The sequence below is a fragment of the Mycolicibacterium arenosum genome (genome assembly GCF_024320865.1).
Taxonomy (GTDB): Bacteria; Actinomycetota; Actinomycetes; order Mycobacteriales; family Mycobacteriaceae; genus Mycobacterium; species Mycobacterium arenosum.
Map to the genome: position 1 here is coordinate 519,858 of NZ_JANDBD010000002.1, position 17,825 is coordinate 537,682.

Annotated in this window: 20 protein-coding genes; 13 read left to right on the forward strand and 7 right to left on the reverse strand. The window is 68.4% G+C overall.

Annotated features, from left to right (window positions below; all coding sequences use genetic code 11):
* Positions 1-5: 5 nt before the first annotated feature.
* Genes NM203_RS06195 through NM203_RS06205 form a run of 3 tightly spaced genes read right to left on the reverse strand, consistent with a single transcriptional unit; the run spans position 6 to position 4,514 of the window.
* Positions 6-1,601, reverse strand: a complete 1,596-nt coding sequence (locus tag NM203_RS06195) for an acyl-CoA carboxylase subunit beta (protein WP_255058837.1) — start codon at positions 1,599-1,601, stop codon at positions 6-8.
* 28 nt (positions 1,602-1,629) lie between these two features.
* Positions 1,630-2,784, reverse strand: a complete 1,155-nt coding sequence (locus tag NM203_RS06200) for an acyl-CoA dehydrogenase family protein (protein ID WP_255058838.1) — start codon at positions 2,782-2,784, stop codon at positions 1,630-1,632.
* A complete protein-coding gene (locus NM203_RS06205) occupies positions 2,781-4,514 on the reverse strand; it encodes an acyclic terpene utilization AtuA family protein (protein WP_255058839.1) in 1,734 nt (577 codons plus the stop codon). Before NM203_RS06205 ends, NM203_RS06200 begins: the two co-directional genes overlap by 4 nt.
* A 172-nt stretch (positions 4,515-4,686) precedes the next feature.
* On the opposite strand from NM203_RS06205, the gene NM203_RS06210 reads away from it, so the two are divergent.
* The 9 genes from NM203_RS06210 to NM203_RS06250 all read left to right on the forward strand — a co-directional run bounded on the left by NM203_RS06210 (position 4,687) and on the right by NM203_RS06250 (position 12,031).
* Entirely contained in the window at positions 4,687-5,028 is a 342-nt protein-coding gene (locus tag NM203_RS06210; RefSeq protein WP_255058840.1) for a hypothetical protein, read from the forward strand.
* Complete coding sequence (locus tag NM203_RS06215) at positions 5,019-5,369, forward strand: hypothetical protein (RefSeq protein WP_255058841.1); 351 nt, start codon at positions 5,019-5,021, stop codon at positions 5,367-5,369. The genes NM203_RS06210 and NM203_RS06215 overlap by 10 nt, the downstream gene beginning before the upstream one ends.
* A gap of 103 nt (positions 5,370-5,472) precedes the next feature.
* Positions 5,473-5,646 carry a 50S ribosomal protein L32 gene (gene rpmF / locus NM203_RS06220; RefSeq protein WP_255058842.1) on the forward strand — a complete coding sequence of 58 codons (174 nt, stop codon included), beginning with the start codon at positions 5,473-5,475 and terminating at the stop codon, positions 5,644-5,646.
* A gap of 72 nt (positions 5,647-5,718) precedes the next feature.
* Positions 5,719-6,408, forward strand: a complete 690-nt coding sequence (locus NM203_RS06225; RefSeq protein ID WP_255058843.1) for a response regulator transcription factor — start codon at positions 5,719-5,721, stop codon at positions 6,406-6,408.
* Positions 6,409-6,439: 31 nt separating this feature from the next.
* Positions 6,440-7,942 carry a sensor histidine kinase gene (locus NM203_RS06230; RefSeq protein WP_408633309.1) on the forward strand — a complete coding sequence of 501 codons (1,503 nt, stop codon included), beginning with the start codon at positions 6,440-6,442 and terminating at the stop codon, positions 7,940-7,942.
* A gap of 145 nt (positions 7,943-8,087) precedes the next feature.
* Entirely contained in the window at positions 8,088-9,401 is a 1,314-nt protein-coding gene (locus NM203_RS06235; RefSeq protein ID WP_255058847.1) for a S1C family serine protease, read from the forward strand.
* Positions 9,402-9,484: 83 nt separating this feature from the next.
* Positions 9,485-9,979, forward strand: a complete 495-nt coding sequence (locus NM203_RS06240; RefSeq protein ID WP_255058848.1) for a MogA/MoaB family molybdenum cofactor biosynthesis protein — start codon at positions 9,485-9,487, stop codon at positions 9,977-9,979.
* Between the two features lie 679 nt (positions 9,980-10,658).
* A complete protein-coding gene (locus NM203_RS06245) occupies positions 10,659-11,294 on the forward strand; it encodes a porin MspA (protein ID WP_255058849.1) in 636 nt (211 codons plus the stop codon).
* 101 nt (positions 11,295-11,395) lie between these two features.
* A complete protein-coding gene (locus tag NM203_RS06250; protein WP_255058850.1) occupies positions 11,396-12,031 on the forward strand; it encodes a porin MspA in 636 nt (211 codons plus the stop codon).
* A gap of 77 nt (positions 12,032-12,108) precedes the next feature.
* Here NM203_RS06250 and mscL read toward each other — a convergent pair whose 3' ends face one another.
* On the reverse strand, positions 12,109-12,564 hold the full coding sequence (mscL, locus tag NM203_RS06255; protein WP_255058851.1) for a large-conductance mechanosensitive channel protein MscL: 456 nt from the start codon (positions 12,562-12,564) through the stop codon (positions 12,109-12,111).
* A 158-nt stretch (positions 12,565-12,722) separates the two neighbouring features.
* Between mscL and NM203_RS06260 the strand changes: the two genes are divergently transcribed.
* Entirely contained in the window at positions 12,723-12,935 is a 213-nt protein-coding gene (locus NM203_RS06260; protein WP_255058852.1) for a hypothetical protein, read from the forward strand.
* 29 nt (positions 12,936-12,964) lie between these two features.
* On the opposite strand, the gene NM203_RS06265 is transcribed toward NM203_RS06260, so the two are convergent.
* The 3 genes from NM203_RS06265 to NM203_RS06275 all read right to left on the reverse strand — a co-directional run bounded on the left by NM203_RS06265 (position 12,965) and on the right by NM203_RS06275 (position 14,763).
* Positions 12,965-13,618 carry an SAF domain-containing protein gene (locus tag NM203_RS06265; RefSeq protein ID WP_255058853.1) on the reverse strand — a complete coding sequence of 218 codons (654 nt, stop codon included), beginning with the start codon at positions 13,616-13,618 and terminating at the stop codon, positions 12,965-12,967.
* 64 nt (positions 13,619-13,682) lie between these two features.
* On the reverse strand, positions 13,683-14,051 hold the full coding sequence (locus NM203_RS06270) for an FmdB family zinc ribbon protein (protein ID WP_255058855.1): 369 nt from the start codon (positions 14,049-14,051) through the stop codon (positions 13,683-13,685).
* A gap of 118 nt (positions 14,052-14,169) precedes the next feature.
* Positions 14,170-14,763 carry a 5-formyltetrahydrofolate cyclo-ligase gene (locus NM203_RS06275; protein WP_408633301.1) on the reverse strand — a complete coding sequence of 198 codons (594 nt, stop codon included), beginning with the start codon at positions 14,761-14,763 and terminating at the stop codon, positions 14,170-14,172.
* 77 nt (positions 14,764-14,840) lie between these two features.
* Between NM203_RS06275 and NM203_RS06280 the strand changes: the two genes are divergently transcribed.
* Genes NM203_RS06280 through NM203_RS06290 form a run of 3 tightly spaced genes read left to right on the forward strand, consistent with a single transcriptional unit; the run spans position 14,841 to position 17,741 of the window.
* Complete coding sequence (locus NM203_RS06280; RefSeq protein ID WP_255058857.1) at positions 14,841-15,755, forward strand: UTP--glucose-1-phosphate uridylyltransferase; 915 nt, start codon at positions 14,841-14,843, stop codon at positions 15,753-15,755.
* A 44-nt stretch (positions 15,756-15,799) separates the two neighbouring features.
* Entirely contained in the window at positions 15,800-17,077 is a 1,278-nt protein-coding gene (gene glp / locus NM203_RS06285; RefSeq protein WP_255058858.1) for a molybdotransferase-like divisome protein Glp, read from the forward strand.
* 10 nt (positions 17,078-17,087) lie between these two features.
* The gene (locus NM203_RS06290) at positions 17,088-17,741 is read left to right on the forward strand and encodes a GNAT family N-acetyltransferase (protein WP_255058859.1); all 654 of its coding nucleotides are present in this window, start codon (positions 17,088-17,090) and stop codon (positions 17,739-17,741) included.
* The last annotated feature ends 84 nt before the right edge of the window (positions 17,742-17,825 follow it).

The window sequence follows — 17,825 nt, forward strand, 5'->3', positions numbered from 1 at the left end:
GGTCCTCACATCCGGAAGACGCCGAAGTTCGACGTCCCCTCTATCGGGCCGTTGGCGATGGCGGACAGGCACATCCCCAGGACCGTCCGGGTGTCGCGCGGGTCGATGACGCCGTCGTCGTACAGCCGCCCGGACAGGAACATCGGCAGCGACTCGGCGTCGATCTGCGCCTCCACAGCAGCCCGGAGCGCCGCGTCTGCGTCCTCGTCGACGGTCTGGCCGCGGGCTTCGGCGGCCGCGCGGCTGACGATCGACAGCACGCCCGCGAGCTGTGTCCCGCCCATGACCGCCGACTTCGCGCTGGGCCACGCGAACAGGAAGCGCGGATCGTAGGCCCTGCCGCACATGCCGTAGTGGCCCGCCCCGTAGGACGCGCCGATCAGCAGCGACAGATGCGGGACGGTCGAGTTGGAGACGGCGTTGATCATCATCGAACCGTGCTTGATCATCCCGCCCTCCTCGTACTTGCGGCCGACCATGTAGCCGGTTGTGTTGTGCAGGAACAGAAGTGGAGTATCCGACCGGTTCGCCAGCTGAATGAACTGGGTGGCCTTCTGCGATTCCTCGCTGAACAGCACGCCGCGTGCGTTGGCGAGGATGCCGATGGGGTAGCCGTGCAGCGTGGCCCAGCCGGTCACCAGGGAGCCGCCGTAGAGCGGCTTGAACTCGTCGAAGTCCGAGCCGTCGACGATCCTCGCGATCACGTCGCGCGGGTCGAACGGGATCCGCAGATCGGCGGGCACGATGCCGATGAGCTCGTCCGCGTCGAACAGCGGATCGGTCACCGGACCGGGTGCCGGCCCCTGCTTGCGCCAGTTCAGCCGCGCGACGATGCGACGGCCGATCCGGATCGCGTCGAGTTCGTCGATCGCGAAGTAGTCACCGAGACCCGATGTACGGGCGTGCATCTCGGCACCGCCCAGCGACTCGTCGTCGGCTTCCTCGCCGGTGGCCATCTTCACCAGCGGCGGGCCTGCCAGGAAGACCTTGGACCGCTCCTTGATCATCACGACGTGATCGGACATGCCGGGGATGTAGGCGCCGCCCGCGGTGGAGTTGCCGAACACCAGGGCGACGGTCGGAATCCCCGCGGCGGACAGCCGGGTGAGGTCCCGGAACATGGCCCCGCCGGGGATGAAGATCTCCTTCTGCGTCGGCAGGTCGGCGCCGCCCGACTCGACCATCGAGATCACCGGAAGCCGGTTCTCCATCGCGATCTGGTTGGCGCGCAGGATCTTCTTCAGCGTCCACGGATTGCTGGTGCCGCCCTTGACCGTGGGGTCGTTGGACACGATGAGGCACTCGACCCCCTCGACGGCGCCGATGCCGACCACCACGCTGGCGCCGACGGTGAAGTCGGTGCCCCACGCCGCGAGCGGGCTCAGTTCCAGGAAAGGCGAATCCGGGTCCAGCAGCATCTCGATGCGCTCACGTGCGGTGAGCTTGCCGCGGTCGTGATGCCGCTTGACGTACTTCTCGCCACCACCCGCCAGCGCCTTGGCGTGTTCGGTGTCGAGTTCGGCGAGCTTGGCCGACATGACCTCCGCCGCTTCGGTGTAGGCGGCCGACCGCGTGTCAATTGACGACCCCAACTCGGTCATACGCGCTCCGCTCCGCTTCTCGCTCGTGTCATGACTGGTAGCCCAGCGTCTTGGCCGCCAGGCTCGTCATGATCTCGGTGGTGCCGCCGCCGATACCGAGGATGCGCATGTCGCGGTACTGCCGCTCGATCTCGGATTCGGCCATGTACCCCATGCCGCCGAACAGTTGGACGCCCGCGTTCGCGACCCATTCGCCGGCTTCGACGGCGGTGTTTTTCGCGAAGCAGACCTCGGTGATGAGGTTGGTGTCACCCGCGAGCTGGCGCTCCACCAGGTGCCGTGTGTAGACGCGCGCGACGTCGACCTTGCGCGCCATCTCGGCCAGGGTGTTCTGCACCGACTGCCGCGAGATCAGCGGACGCCCGAACGTCTCACGGTTGCGGCACCACTCGACGGTCAGGTCCAGGCAGCGCTGTGCGCTCGAATACGCTTGTGCGGCAAGGCCGACGCGTTCCGAGACGAACGCGGCGGCGATCTGGAGGAACCCCGAGTTCTCCGGCCCGATCAGGTTGGCGACCGGGACCCGGACGTCGGCGTAGGAGAGTTCGGCGGTGTCGCTGGATCGCCAGCCCATCTTCTCGAGCTTGCGGGACACCTCGAACCCCGGTGTGCCCTTGTCGACGACGATCAGCGAGATGCCCGCGGCGCCCGGCCCGCCGGTCCGCGCGGCGGTGACGACGAAGTCGGCGCGCACTCCGGAGGTGATGTAGGTCTTCGCGCCGTTGATGATGTAGTCGTCGCCGTCGCGAACCGCTTTCGTGGTCAGGTGCCCGACGTCGGAGCCGCCACCCGGCTCGGTGATGGCCAGCGAGCCGATCTTCTCGCCGCGCAGCGTCGGCCGCACGTAGGTCTCGATGAGCCGCTCGTCACCGGAGGCGATCATGTGCGGCACCGCGATTCCGCACGTGAAAAGGGAGGCGAAGACACCGCCGGGGACGCCGGCTTGGTGCAGCTCCTCGCAGATGACGACGGCATCGACCGCGTCGCCGTCACCGCCGCCGTACGCCTCCGAGAACTGGGCGCCGAGCAGGCCGGCCTCGCCGGCCTTAAGATGCAGCTCGCGGGGCAGGTCGCCACTGCGCTCCCACTCGTAGACGTTCGGTAGGATCTCGCGATCGGCGAAGTCGCGCACCGTCTTTCGCAGGGCCTCGCGCTCGGGTGTGGTCCAGATGCTCGTACTCACAGCAGCTCCTCCGGGATGTCGATGTGACGGGATCTCAGCCATTCGCCGAGGCCCTTGGCCTGCGGGTCGAAGCGGGCCTGATGTGCGACGCCTTGGCCGAGGATGCCCTCGATGACGAAGTTGACGGCCCGCAGGTTGGGCAGCAGCGTGCGGGTGACGGCCAGTTCGGCGGTTTCGGGCAGCAACTCGCGGAGCTTCTCGACCGTCATCGTGTGCGCCAGCCAGCGCCACTGGTCGTCGGTCCTCACCCATACGCCGACGTTGGCGTTGCCGCCCTTGTCGCCACTGCGGGCGCCGGCGATCGTGCCGAGCGGCACGCGTCGGGTGGCTGCGGCGGTAAACGGTTCCGGCGGAGAGGGTTCCGCCACAGGCTCCAACGGCAGCGTTTCACTCGCCGGCGCGATGTCGGTGCGGGTGCCGTCGGCGTGCACGGCGACGTGCGGCACGTCCGCGGCGTCGACGTAGCCGGGCGTGAACACGCCGTACACCTGGCCCTCGCCCGGCGGCGCGGTGGTGGTGAACCCCGGATAGCTGGCCAGCGCGAGTTCCACTGCGGCCGAGGAGAACCGGCGTCCCACGTTCGCGGGGTCGGGATCGCGGACCACGCAGCGCAGCAGCGCGCTGGCGGTCTCCTCGGTGTCGGCGTCGGGGTGATCGGTGCGGACCAGGGTCCATTCGAGTTCGGCGGGTTTGACCGTGACGGCGGCGTCGAGTTGGCGGCGCAGCAGGTCGGCCTTGGCCTCGATGTCGAGTCCGGTCAGCACGAACGTCGCCGAGTTGCGGAACCCCCCGATGCTGTTGAGCGAGACCTTCAGCGTCGGCGGCGGGGGCTCGCCGCGCACCCCCGAGATCCGCACCCGGTCCGGGCCGTCCTGCGAGAGCGACAGGCTGTCGAGGCGAAGCGTCGCATCGGGATTGGCGTACCGCGCGTCGCCGACCTCGTAGAGCAGTTGGGCCGTCACGGTGTCGGTGCTGACCAGGCCGCCGGTGCCCGCGTGCTTGGTGATCACCGACGAGCCGTCGGCGGCGATCTCCGCGAGGGGGAACCCGGGATGCAGGAGATCGGGGATCTCGGTGAAGAACGCGAAGTTGCCCCCGGTGGCCTGCACCCCGCACTCGATGACGTGGCCGGCGGCGATCGCGCCGGCGAGGGCGTCGTAATCGTCGCGCTGCCAACCGAAGTGAGCGGCGGCGGGCCCGACGATCACCGAGGCGTCGGTGACCCTACCGGTCACGACGACGTCGGCTCCGGCGTTGAGGCAGTCGACGATGCCCCACGCGCCGAGATAGGCGTTGGCGGAGAGGACCGAGCCGAATCCGAGTTCCCCGGCGCGCCCGATCAGGTCATCGCCCTCGACGTGGGCCACGTTCACCGCGAGCCCGAGGCGCTCAGCCAGGGTGCGTACGGCGGCCGCGAGCCCGGCCGGATTGAGCCCGCCCGCGTTGGCGACGATCTTCACGCCGCGTTCGAGTGCGAGCCCGAGGGACTCCTCCACCTGCGTCAGGAAGGTCTTGGCGTACCCGCGGTCCGGGGACTTGGCCCGATCGCGGGCGAGGATGAGCATCGTCAGCTCGGCCAGGTAGTCGCCGGTGACGTAGTCCAGCTCGCCACCGGCGATCATCTCGCGCATCGCGGCGTGACGGTCACCGTAGAAGCCCGAGCAGTTGCCGATTCGTACCGAGCCCGAGCCCCCGGTCGCTTCGCTCCTGCCCGCCGAATCCGGACCCACAGCACCTCCATCGCATCGTCGCGCAGCGCCAACCAACCGGTAGGTTAGCCGGTACCTCCGGTCCCACGTCAAGGACGCGGCGTTGACCCGACGTTTCGTCCCGTGGACGCGCTTCTGCGGTTATCGTGCACACAACGAGGACCTTCGAGGCCCTCCGACCCGAGGGACGTTGATGAACACCCGCGCCTGTGCCACCGCGCTCGGCCTCACCGCCGCTGCGACCGTCCTCGCGTTCGGCGGCGCGGCGCCCGCATCGGCCGACTCGTCGGGAATGGCCGCTGAGTTCCCCGTCGGCGCCTGCATCGACTACCAGAACGACCACAGGAACTTCGACACCGAGGACATCCTGTACGTCAGCGCGGTCTCGTGCACCGACCCGAATCGCGACTACCGGGTGGCCCAGCACGGGGCCAACTTCACTCAGTGCGACCCGGGGAACACCGACTTCATCTACACGACGCGCGACCTGGTGGTGCTGTGCGTGGTCAACGACCGCGGCCCGAGTTGGGGCTAGCCCTGAGGGCGTCGGTCGGGATCGCCGTCTGGGCGGCCTTCGGCGTCGTGAGCACGGCGGTCGCCGGGCCGGCGCTCGCCGACGACCCCGTCGACCCCGGCCACTACGGCTACCACGGCACCGCCGACGAGTTCCCGGTCGGCATGTGCATCAACATCACCACCGACGTCTCGATCGACCCCGACCAGCTCAAGAACACCATCCCGGTGCCGTGCACCGCCGGCGCCCACGACATGCGCGTCGTCCAGCACGCCGCCACGCCGCAGGACTGCACACCGCCGGTCTACGACGCGATCTGGACCACCGACGGCGTCGTGCTGTGCGTGGTGCGGGACTACTGAGGATCTGCGTTTTGGAGCCGACGCAGGTCACCGGCTATCCTGATGGACACTCGCCGACGCTGGAGTATTCGCGCGGCAGCACCCTCAAGAGGAGAGACTGATCATGGCTGTGCCCAAGCGTCGGATGTCGCGCTCGAACACCCGTAGTCGGCGCGCGCAGTGGAAGGCCACCAAGGCCGAACTCGTCGGCGTGACCGTCGCAGGTCAGCAGCACAAGGTGCCGCGTCGGCTGCTCAAGGCCGCCCGCCTCGGACTGATCGACCTCGACAAGCGCTGACCGGCGTTTTTCACGCCCTGAATAGGGCGCGCCTCTCAGGCCACTCTCAGACAGCGGGTTGAAACTGTGGCTGTGCGCATTCTTGTCGTAGACGACGACCGCGCGGTCCGCGAATCCCTGCGCCGCTCCCTCTCGTTCAACGGATACTCCGTCGAACTCGCCCAGGACGGGCAGGAGGCTCTCGAGCGCATCACCAGCGATCGACCCGATGCCGTCGTTCTCGACGTCATGATGCCCCGGATGGACGGGTTGCAGGTGTGCCGGCATCTCCGCAGTACCGGCGATGACCTGCCGATCCTGGTGTTGACGGCGCGCGACTCGGTGTCGGAGCGGGTGGCGGGCCTCGATGCCGGCGCCGACGACTACCTGCCGAAGCCGTTCGCGTTGGAGGAACTGCTCGCGAGGATGCGGGCGCTGCTGCGCCGCCGCACTCCCGACGACGACACGGCCGACGCCGCAGCGCTGACGTTCGCCGACCTGAGCCTCGACCCGGTGACGCGCGAGGTGACCAGGGGCGAGCGCCGGATCAGCCTGACTCGCACCGAGTTCTCGCTGCTGGAGATGCTGATCGCCAACCCTCGCCGGGTGCTGACGCGCAGTCGCATCCTGGAGGAGGTGTGGGGATTCGACTTCCCGACGTCGGGCAACGCGCTCGAGGTGTACGTCGGATACCTGCGTCGCAAGACGGAAGCCGAGGGTGAGCCGCGCCTGATCCACACCGTTCGCGGGGTGGGTTACGTGTTGCGCGAGACGCCGCCGTGATGAGCGCTTGCGCGAAGAACCGCCGAACCTGATGGCCACGATGCGGTCGCCGTTCTGGTGGAAGGCGCGTGAGCAGCGCACCACCGACGTCAGGCAGCGGACGCTGCACGACGCCAGTTCGGTGTCGCTGCGCTGGCGCGTGATGCTGCTCGCCATGTCGATGGTCGCGATGGTCGTCGTACTGATGTCGCTGGCGGTCTACGTCGTGGTGTCGCGGGCGCTCTACCAGGACATCGACAATCAACTGCAGACCAGGGCGCGGCTGTTGATCGAGAGCGGGTCGCTGGCGGCCGACCCCGGCAAGGCCATCGAGGGAACGGCGTACTCCGACGTCAACGCGATGCTGGTGATCCCCGGCCGCTCCATCTACACGGCCAACCAGGAGGGGCAGACGCTGCCGCTGGGCCAGCCGGAGAAGGACGTGATCCAGGGCAAGGCGACGTTCTCCCTGCGGACTGCGAACTACCAGCGCGTGTTGGCCGTGAACCTGTCGAACGGCAGTTCGCTGCTCATCTCCAAGACGATGGTGCCCACCAGCAAGGTACTCAACCGGCTCGGCACCATCCTGCTGATCGTCGGGGGTCTCGGGATGGCGGTGGCGGCCATCGCGGGCGGCACGGTCGCCCGCACCGGATTGCGGCCGGTGGCCAGACTCACCGAAGCGGCCGAACGGGTTGCGCGCACAGACGATTTGCGGCCGATCCCGGTACACGGCAGCGACGAACTCGCCCGTCTCACCCAGGCGTTCAACCTGATGTTGCGGGCGCTGGCGGAGTCGCGGGACCGGCAGGCGCGCCTGGTGTCCGACGCCGGCCACGAACTGCGGACCCCCCTGACGTCGTTGCGCACCAACGTGGAACTGCTGATGTCCGTGCAGCCCGGCGCACCCGGCCTTCCCGAGGAGGAGATGGAGGGGCTGCGCGCCGACGTGATCGCTCAGATCGAGGAACTCTCGACGCTGATCGGTGACCTCATGGATCTGACGCGCGACGACGCCAGCGTGACGGTGCACGAGCCCGTCGACATGGCCGACGTGATCGACCGCAGCCTCGAACGGGTTCGGCGGCGCCGCAACGACATCCAGTTCACCGTCGACAGCACGGGCTGGCAGGTCTACGGCGACGGCGCAGGGCTGTCCCGCGCCGTGCTCAACCTTCTGGACAACGCCGCCAAGTGGAGCCCGCCGGGCGGACACGTCGCCGTGCGGCTGCGACAGGTCGATCCGGTGCACGCCGAGCTCGTGGTGTCCGATCTGGGCCCCGGCATTCCGCCCGAGGAGCGCGCGCTGGTCTTCGAACGGTTCTACCGCTCGACGACGGCGCGGGCGATGCCGGGCTCCGGTCTCGGCCTCGCGATCACGAAGCAGGTCGTCGTGAAACACGGTGGGACGCTTCGCATTGACGACACAGTGCCGGGGGGAACCCCGCCCGGGACCTCGATTCACGTCGTGCTGCCCGGCCGACCCGTCGCTGTGACCGCCGCGACACGCGAGGGCGATGCATTGGACGACGCGGGGCGGAACCCCGAGAATTGACACCGGAACCTGCGGAAAGTCTGCACATGTCCCGAAGATTCTCTAAGTGGATTCTCAGCCGTGAAGGGCACAGTCTGGGTACACGTTTCGTTGTAGTTGCAACCGACTGCGCACGAACTCACGGAAAGAAGAGCGCCGAACCCCGATGACGAACCAGCCGTACCCGCCGCACCACGGCCCCAGCTCCTACGAGCGTTCCGGAGTGCACAACACGGGCGCCACGCCGCACTACCAGGGCCAGCCGCGTCCTGTGACGCCGCAACAGCAGTACGACTGGCGCTACGCGACGCAGCCGCCGCAGTTCCGTCAGGACCCGTACCGCACCGATCCGACCCGTGCCATGCCCGTTGCGCCGGGTGCGCCCCGGAAGCGTTCGCGCGCAGGGCTTTTGACCGTCGGTGCGCTCACAGTCGCACTGGTGTCCGCCGGCATCGGCGGCGGAGTCGCGACGCTGGTCCACCCGGACCACACCGGAGGGTCGACGAGCATCCTCGGCGCGAACCCCAGCCAGCCCGCGGCCAGCCTTCCGGCGGGATCCGTCGAGCAGGTGGCCGCGAAGGTCGTGCCCAGCGTGGTGAAGCTGGAGACGGAGATGGGACGTCAGTCCGAGGAGGGCTCCGGCATCGTCCTGTCGGCCGACGGGCTCATCCTGACCAACAACCACGTGGTCGCGGGCGCCAAGGACCCCGGCGCCGGGGCGCAGACCAAGGTGACGTTCGCCGACGGCACCACCACCTCCTACGAGGTGATCGGGACCGACCCCAGCAGCGATATCGCCGTGGTCAAGGCCGAGAACGCGAGCGGCCTGACGCCCATCACGCTCGGGTCGTCGGGGAATCTGCGCGTCGGCCAGGACGTCGTCGCCATCGGTTCGCCGCTGGGCCTCGAGGGCACGGTGACGACGGGCATCGTCAGCGCGCTCAACCGTCCTGTCGCCGCCGGTGGTGACGCGCAGAACCAGAACACCGTGCTCGACGCCATCCAGACCGACGCCGCGATCAACCCCGGCAACTCGGGTGGCGCACTGGTCGACATGAACGGCGACCTCGTCGGGGTGAACTCGGCCATCGCGACGCTCGGCGGCGACCCGACCGAATCGCAGAGCGGATCGATCGGACTCGGCTTCGCCATACCCGTCGACCAGGCCAAGCGCATCGCCGACGAGCTCATTCAGAACGGCACCGCGTCTCACGCGTCGCTCGGCGTGCAGGTCGTCAGCGACAGGACCGTCGACGGCGCCAAGATCATGGACGTCACCGACGGAGGTGCCGCGCAGGCCGCGGGGCTGCCCGCCGGTGCCGTGGTGACCAAGGTCGACGATCGGGTCATCGGCAGCGGTAACGCGCTGGTCGCCGCCATCCGGTCGAAGGCGCCGGGCGACCAGGTGACGCTGACCTATCTCGACGCGCAGAACAAGCCGCAGACGGTTCAGGTCACCCTGGGGAAGGCGCCGCAGTGACCATCGCTCCGGGGCGTTCGTCCTTGACGGTGGCCTCGTCACCGGTCGCACCGACGTCCGAGGCGAGATATACGGTGACACTCATGGAACAGCCGGGTGAGTTGGTAGGTCGCGCACTGGTCGTCGTCGTCGACGATCGAACGGCGCACGGCGAAGAGGATCACAACGGACCGCTGGTCACCGAACTGCTCGGGGAGGCCGGGTTCGTCGTCGACGGCGTGGTGGTGGTCGCGTCCGACGAGATCGAGATCCGCAACGCGCTCAACACCGCCGTCATCGGCGGTGTCGACCTGGTGATCTCGGTGGGTGGCACGGGCGTCACGCCGCGCGATGTCACGCCGGAGGCGACGCGCACCATCCTCGATCGTGAACTGCTCGGCATCTCGGAGGCACTGCGCGCCTCGGGGCTGTCGGCCGGGATCGTCGACGCGGGCGTGTCACGCGGCCTGGCGGGCATCTCCGGCAGCACGTTGGTGGTCAACATCGCGGGGTCTCGCGGCGCGGTCCGCGACGGCATGGCGACGTTGGGACCGCTGGCGGCGCAGATCATCGCGCAGCTATCCAGCTTGGAAATATAAGAGCGTGAATCGGGTCGAACCGACCGGCGGTGTCCTGGGGGACACCGCCGGTTCGTGTCTGTGCTCGTCGGCTTCGGCGCTGATTGCGTTAACTCCTGGTAAACGCGATTCCCTCAGCAAGTGTGATCTTCGTCACAGTGCGAGGTCGCGGTGACTCGTCCCTCGAAGCCCACCCATCACTCAGTTAACCCGATATTCGGTGATTCGATGCCTGTGGCGTCGCGTGACGAGGTCGATGAGGGTTCGCCGTACGACGACTCCGACCGCGACCAGTGGTTGCGTGACAACGTGCCTCCGCACCACTCCTGAACTGCGGATTCGTCGTTCGCACCGACTGCGCGGAAATGGTGCTTTAGGTATGTCCGCAGGTTGGCGAACGCCGACCGGGCACCCGGTGACGTAGCCCACTGGTCAGCCGCCGCTCGCGGCCTTCCCGCCAATTCAGGCTCAGCAAACTTCGCAAGCCGTGCGTGGGCTTTCACTTCCGCTGAATCCTTGCGTTGCCGGGTCGATGCCCCGCCGTTATGTTCCTCCTGTCAACGATGAGCAAAACGTAAGAAGAACGTGTGAGGTTTCTAATTCCACTCACACCGAGGTCTTGCGATGTGTCAGGTTTAGCGGTAGAGCCGGGCACACTACGGCGGGCGAAGGGTCCGTCGTCGACACCTTTAGGGAGAACATGAAGGCAATCAGTCGGGTGCTGGTCGCGCTGGTCGCGGCCATCGCGGCTCTGTTCGCGAGCACGGGCACCTCACACGCAGGTTTGGACAATGAGCTGAGCCTGGTCGACGGCCAGGACCGCACCCTGACGGTGCAGCAGTGGGACACGTTCCTCAACGGCGTGTTCCCCTTGGACCGCAACCGGCTGACTCGCGAGTGGTTCCACTCGGGTCGCGCGAAGTACATCGTCGCCGGCCCCGGTGCCGACGAGTTCGAGGGCACGCTGGAGCTGGGCTACCAGATCGGCTTCCCCTGGTCGCTGGGCGTTGGCATCAACTTCTCCTACACCACGCCGAACATCCTGATCGACGACGGCAACATCACCGCGCCGCCGTTCGGCCTCGAGTCGGTCATCACCCCGAACCTCTTCCCGGGTGTGTCGATCTCGGCTGACCTGGGCAACGGCCCCGGTATCCAGGAAGTCGCGACGTTCTCCGTCGACGTGTCCGGCGCTGCCGGTGGCGTTGCGGTGTCGAACGCTCACGGCACCGTGACCGGCGCTGCCGGTGGCGTCCTGCTGCGTCCGTTCGCACGACTGATCGCCTCCACCGGCGACTCGGTCACCACGTACGGCGAGCCCTGGAACATGAACTAGTCTTCGGACTCCAGTCGAAGAAGGCGTCGACGAGATTCTCGTCGGCGCCTTTTTCACCGGAACAACACTGAGAAACTTCTCAGCTAGAGATAAGGGAGAACATGAAGGCAATCAGTCGGGTGCTGGTCGCGCTGGTCGCGGCCATCGCGGCTCTGTTCGCGAGCACGGGCACCTCACACGCAGGTTTGGACAATGAGCTGAGCCTGGTCGACGGCCAGGACCGCACCCTGACGGTGCAGCAGTGGGACACGTTCCTCAACGGCGTGTTCCCCTTGGACCGCAACCGGCTGACTCGCGAGTGGTTCCACTCGGGTCGCGCGAAGTACATCGTCGCCGGCCCCGGTGCCGACGAGTTCGAGGGCACGCTGGAGCTGGGCTACCAGATCGGCTTCCCCTGGTCGCTGGGCGTTGGCATCAACTTCTCCTACACCACGCCGAACATCCTGATCGACGACGGCAACATCACCGCGCCGCCGTTCGGCCTGAACTCGGTCATCACCCCGAACCTCTTCCCGGGTGTGTCGATCTCGGCTGACCTGGGCAACGGCCCCGGTATCCAGGAAGTCGCGACGTTCTCCGTCGACGTGTCCGGCGCTGCCGGTGGCGTTGCGGTGTCGAACGCTCACGGCACCGTGACCGGCGCTGCCGGTGGCGTCCTGCTGCGTCCGTTCGCACGACTGATCGCCTCCACCGGCGACTCGGTCACCACGTACGGCGAGCCCTGGAACATGAACTGAGAACTCCCTAGGTTCATCGCTGACAGAACAGCCCCCCGGCCAGTGCGGCCGGGGGGCTGTTTGGTCCGTGGTGGCGCTCAGTCCCTATCGGCGCTGGTGAACTTCGCGGTGTCGGGGCTCGGACCGGTGCCGGGGCCGGTGGTCTGCTTGGCCACGCCCTGCTGGTCGGCGAGCAGGTTGCGGATCTCGGTCAGGATCGACAACTCGGTGTCCTGGGCCTGTTCGACCTCACCCTTCTTGCGCAGCCTGTTGTACGGCACGACCACCAGGAAGTAGACGACGGCGGCGACGAGGACGAAGTTGATCGCCGCCGACAGCAGGACGTTCAGGTCGATGGTCTGGTTGCCGTAGATCGGAACGCGCAGGATTCCGTAGTCGGCGTCCTTGCCCGCGCCGACACCGTCGATGAGCGGTTGCACGATGCTCTCGGTGAACTTGGTAACCAGTCCGGTGAACGCGGTACCGATGACCACCGCGATCGACAGATCGACGATGTTGCCGCGGGCGAGAAATTCCTTGAAGCCCTTCAACATGAAGTGATTCCTTCCTGAGTTCTTTACGCGTCAGGGGACAAACGTTAGTCCGGTTGACCGCTGCGGGCGGCCTTCCGCGGTGCTAGTTTTCCCTGGTATTGCGTTGGCCTGATAGCGATCTGGGAGCGGTGACAGTGGGCAGGAGCGGAGCGACCAACGTGACGAGGCGCGCGCGCAGGTGTGTCGGGATCGGTGCGGTTGTGCTGGCGGCGGTGTTGGCGCCCGTCGCTGCGGCCGAACCCGCACCTGCGCCGTCACCGGTTCCGGGGTCGACGAACGAGGAACTGGCCGACATGGTGTTGGACGCGATCGAGCACGGGTCGTCGTCGGGCGCACCCACGACGACCCCGGTGCCCGCGCCGATTCCCTAGGTTCGGCGAGTGCGGCGCGGGAACGTCGCTCAGTGGAACGTCAGCGTGATCGCCTGCGAAAGCGAGGCGCCCGCCGCGTCGATCGCGGCCTGAACGGGCAGCGCCACCAGCACGACGCCGTCCCCGCCGGGGCCGTCGGCTGCACCCGATGCGAGCACGACGACGGCGCCGCGCGCGACCACTCGCGGTGCCGTGACGTCGTCGATCGGTTCTGAGTCGACGGCCAGCACGTCCACCACGTCGCCCGCGCGAACGATGTCCAGCAGGGCGGGGTCGGCGAGATGCAGCGGTACGACGCGGGCGTCGGGCCCTGCGGCCGCCTCGGCGAGTCGCGGCCCGAGCAGTCGCACATCGGTGAGCGCCTCGCCGCGGCGGGCCGGGCCGGCGAGCGTCTTGCCGAGAAGGTCCCCGACGTCGGTGAGTGCACCGTCGGGAGTGGTTGTCGCCGAACGTGATTCGACCGAGACGTCGTCGACTGTCAGCTCGGTACCCGGCTCGAGGTCACGCGCGGCGACAACCACGCGGTCCTCCGTAGCCGACGGGTCCGGCTTCAGCGCCGTGACGGCCGCGAGCAGGACCAGTCCCGCGGCGGCGACCCGTCGGGCGGCGACGGTGCGCGACCAGTCCGGCCGCAGGCCGTGCCAAAGCCGGCTCAGTGGCGACGGGTTGAGCGATTCCCTCATGCGCGCACGCTAAGGAGCAGTGGCTCTCCGGCGCGCCTGTGGAGGGATTGCGCTGTGGATACCGCTAGCTGGAGGCGGCGGCGGGGGTCGATGACGAGGACGTCGATGAGGATCCCGAGCTGCCCGACGAGCTGGATCCGGCACTCGAGGAACTCGACGACGACTTGTCCGACGACGTGCTCGATGAGCTGTCCGAGGAACTGGAGCTCGACGAATCGGAGCTGGCCGACGAACTGCTGCTCGAGCTCTTCGACGAGTCGCGGCTGTCGGTGCGGTAGAAGCCGCTGCCCTTGAACACGACGCCGACCTTGCCGAAGAGTTTGCGCAGCTTTCCGTTGCACTTAGGGCACGTCGTCAGCGCGTCGTCCGTGAACGCCTGTACCTGGTCGAAGCGGTTGTCGCATTCGGTGCAGGCGTAGGAATAGGTAGGCACGAGATCCTCCGTTTGGGGCAAACTTGTTAGCACTCTACCGGCTCAAGTGCTAGAACCGCTAGGTGATGCGGGTCATTCCCTGCACCGCCTGCTACTTCGATCGTGGCATCCGAGCAGGTCAGGCGCCGAGCGTGACGAGCCCGCGGCCGGGCGTCAGTGCGTGGGTCATCGCCACGTCGTGGTCCTCGGCGGGCAGCAGGTCGACGATCTCGTCGTCGCGCACGACGGCGACCAACCGCGCGTCGGGTGCGGCGAGGGCGAGTGTTCGGTCGTAGTATCCGGCGCCTCGGCCCAGCCGTGCGCCCGTCCGGTCGACGGCGAGGGCGGGCACCACGACGAGCGCTGCGCCGCTGATGGCGGCGGGCGGCAGCCACGGCTGCGCGGGCTCCCGCAGTCCGAACGGCGCGGCGACGAGGTCGGCGGGGGAGCGGTACTCCCCCCAGGACAGCGGCTGCGGGACGCCGTCGAGTTCGCGCGCGACCGGCAGCAGCACGCGGACGCCCGCGCTGACCAGCGCATCCAGCATCTCGGGGGATCCCGGCTCGGTGCCGACGGGCACGTAGGCGCACGCCGTCGTACCGGGTGTCGCGATGGCCGACAGGTGCTCGCGCAGCGCCAGTGACTCGGCGCGGCGTTGCTGCGGAGACAGTAGGCGGCGGGCTGCGAGGACCGCTGTGCGCAAGGCCCCTTTGTCCGGCGTCGTCCGATCCACGTCGTCAACCATGTCACCCGACACCGGATCCGAGCCTCAAGCCGTCTTGTTCGGCGGGTGACGTTATGGTGTTGACGATGACGACACAGGCCCTGGTACCCATTCCCCGTACCGCGGTCGTTCCGGCCGCGGGCCTGGGCACGCGGTTCCTGCCCGCCACCAAGACGGTGCCCAAGGAGTTGCTTCCCGTCGTCGACACTCCGGGTATCGAGCTGGTGGCCGAGGAGGCCGCCGCCGCCGGCGGCGAACGCCTGGTGATCATCACCTCCGAGGGCAAGGACGGCGTCGTCGCGCACTTCGTCGAGGACCTGGTGCTGGAGGGCACGCTCGAGGCGCGCGGCAAGACGTCCATGCTGGAGAAGGTGCGTCGAGCGCCGAACCTGATGAAGGTCGAATCGGTCGTGCAGAACGAGCCGCTCGGGCTCGGCCACGCCGTCAGCTGCGTGGAGTCGGTGCTGCTGGACGACGAGGACGCCATCGCGGTGCTGCTGCCCGACGATCTGGTGCTGCCGATCGGCGTGCTGGAGACCATGGCCAAGGTGCGCGCCAAGCGCGGCGGGTCCGTGCTGTGCGCCGTGGAGGTGCCCGGCGACGAGATCAGCGCCTACGGCGTGTTCGACGTCGAGGTCGTTCCGGATGCGGCGAACCCGAACGTGTTGAAGGTCCTCGGCATGGTCGAGAAGCCCAAGCCCGAGGACGCGCCATCGCACTTCGCGGCGGCCGGCCGGTACGTGCTGGACCGGGCGATCTTCGACGCGCTGCGTCGGGTGCAGCGCGGCGTCGGCGGCGAGATTCAGCTGACCGACGCGATCGCGCTGCTGATCGAGGAGGGCCATCCGGTCCACGTGGTCGTGCACCGCGGTTCTCGACACGACCTGGGAAATCCCGGCGGCTACCTCAAGGCTGCGGTTGACTTTGCCTTGGAACGAGACGATTACGGACCGGAGCTGAGGCGCTGGCTGGTCGAGCGACTGGGGCTGGCGCAGAGCTGACATCGCGCTGAGCTGCCGGTCCGCGTACTTCAGAAAGGCGCACTGTGCGTTCGGTTGAGGAGCAGCAGGCTCGGGTGGCCGCTGCCGCGGTGGCGCCCAGGCCCGTGAAAGTGGCGATCGCCGAGGCGCAGGGCCTGATGTGCGCCGAGGAGGTCGTCACCGAACGGCCGCTCCCCGGATTCGATCAGGCGGCCATCGACGGGTACGCCGTCCGCAGCGTCGACGTGCTCGGTGCCGAGCCGATCGGCGATACCGACGGCGACGGCGAGGGCGGCGTCACCGACATCCGGGAGATCAGCCTGCCCGTGATGGGGCTCATCGAGGCGGGCGCCAGGACGCCGAGCCGGCTGCAGCCGCGGCAGGCCGCGCGCGTACAGACCGGCGCGCCGATGCCGACGCTCGCCGACGCGGTGCTTCCGCTGCGGTGGACCGACGGCGGCGACTCGCGCGTGCGGGTGTTGCGCAGTGTGCGCTCCGGCGCGTACGTGCGCCGCACGGGTGACGACGTCCAGCCGGGTGACGTGGCGGTGCGCGCGGGCACGATCATCGGCGCGGCGCAGGTGGGCTTGCTCGCGGCGGTCGGACGCGAACGCGTTCTGGTGCATCCGCGCCCGCGGGTGACGATCCTGTCCGTCGGTGGTGAGCTCGTCGACATCTCCCGGACGCCGGGCAACGGTCAGGTGTACGACGTGAACTCGTATGCGCTGGCGGCGGCGGCGCGCGATGCGGGCGCCGAGGTGAACCGGGTCGGGATCGTGGACACCGACCCGAAGGCCCTGCGCGACGTCGTCGAGGGCCAGGTGAATCGCGCCGAGGTGATCGTGATCGCCGGTGCGGTCGGCGGCGCCGCGGCGGAGAGCGTGCGGACGACGCTGTCGGAGCTCGGCGACATGGAGGTCGCGCGCATCGCGATGCACCCCGGGTCGGTGCAGGGGTTCGGCCAGTTGGGCCGCGAGGGCGTGCCGACGTTCCTGTTGCCGGCGAATCCGGTCAGCGCGCTGGTGGTGTTCGAGGTGATGGTGCGGCCGCTGATCCGGATGTCACTGGGTAAGCGGCAACCGCTGCGGCGTGTCGTGCAGGCTCGGACGTTGTCGCCCGTGGAGTCGGTCGCCGGTCGCAAGGGCTACCTGCGCGGGCAGCTGATGCGCGACCAGGACACCGGCGAGTATCTGGTGCAGGCCCTCGGCGGAGCGCCGGGTGCGTCGTCGCACCTGCTGGCGACGTTGGCCGAGGCGAACTGCCTGGTGATCATTCCGAGCGAGGCCGAGCAGGTCCGCACGGGGGAGATCGTCGACGTGGCGTTCCTGGCCCAGCGCGGCTGACGGCACGCCCGTGAACATCTGGCGAAACACCGCTGCGCACCCCGGCTGGCCGAGGGCGGTGGGTCCGGTGCGGGTGCGCGCCGGCCTGGTGCGGCTGCGTCCGGTGCGGTTGCGCGACGGCGCTGCGTGGAGCAGAACGCGGCTAGCCGACCGCGCTCACCTGGAACCGTGGGAACCGGTCGCCGAAGTGAATTGGGAAGCGCGGCATGCTGTTTCGTCATGGCCGTCGATGTGTTCGGGATTGCGTGCGGAGGCGCGGCGGGGCCGGATGCTGCCCTATGCCATCGAACTCGACGGGGAGTTCTGCGGACAGCTCACCATCGGCAACGTGACGCACGGAGCGCTGCGATCGGCGTGGATCGGCTACTGGGTGGCCAAGGAGGTCAACGGCGGCGGCATCGCGACGGCGGCGCTGGCGCTGGGGCTCGACCACGGATTCGGGCCGGTGATGCTGCACCGGATCGAGGCGACGGTGCGGCCGGAGAACGCGGCGAGTCGGAGGGTGCTCGCGAAGGTCGGTTTCCGCGAGGAGGGCCTGTTGCGCCGCTACCTGGAGGTGGACGGCGCGTGGCGCGACCATCTTCTGGTGGCGCTGACGATCGAGGAGATGTCGGGGTCGGCAACGTCGGCGCTGGTGCGGGCCGGACACGCCAGCTGGAGCTGATTGTGTTGCAGATGTGACATTTGTGACTGATGTGCTTGATCGGGGCGAATTACAGGTGTGTAATTGACCCCGGCGCGTCGTCCC